Source organism: Pseudomonas sp. MIS38 (assembly GCF_019891575.1).
Taxonomy (GTDB): Bacteria; Pseudomonadota; Gammaproteobacteria; order Pseudomonadales; family Pseudomonadaceae; genus Aquipseudomonas; species Aquipseudomonas putida_A.
On sequence record NZ_JAFLXF010000065.1, the window covers coordinates 1 to 612 of the forward strand.

Annotated in this window: 1 pseudogene; it reads left to right on the plus strand. The window is 56.5% G+C overall.

What is annotated here, in order from left to right:
- Positions 1–612 (plus strand): annotated as a pseudogene (locus tag J1G18_RS27870) (hypothetical protein); the annotation flags it as partial.

The window sequence follows — 612 nt, forward strand, 5'->3', positions numbered from 1 at the left end:
CGGCCAGAAATTACCGGATCGAAAGACTCCAAAGGGAATGAGATTCTCCCGGGCGCCACGACCGTTGACACTTCGATCAAGCTTGAAGGGAAAGGGGCTAAAGGTCAGAAAGTCCTGATCAAAGACGGCAACATCGAGATAGGCATTGCCGACGTCGATCCACAGAGTGGTGACTGGGAGTTTCCGGTGACGGGGCTGGCCCTTGTCTCCCATAGTTTCACCGCCACTGCCCAGTACGGCAATGGGCAGATATCGGATCAGTGGGTCGTGGTCGTGACCGCTCCTACCGCGCCAACTATCACTCGGGTGGAAGACTCCAAGGGGAATGAGATTCTCCCGGGCGCCACGACCGTTTACACCTCGATCAAGCTTGAAGGGAAAGGGGCTAAAGGTCAGAAAGTCCTGATCAAGGACGGCAATATCGAGATAGGCATTGCCGACATCGATCCACAGAGTGGTGACTGGGAGTTCCCGGTGACGGGGCTGAGCGCCGACACCCATAGTTTCACCGCTACTGCGCGGTATGGTAATGAGGAGGTATCGCTTCCGCGGATCGTGGTCGTGGTGGCTGCCGACACACCGGCCATCACATCAGTAAAAGACGAGAGCAAC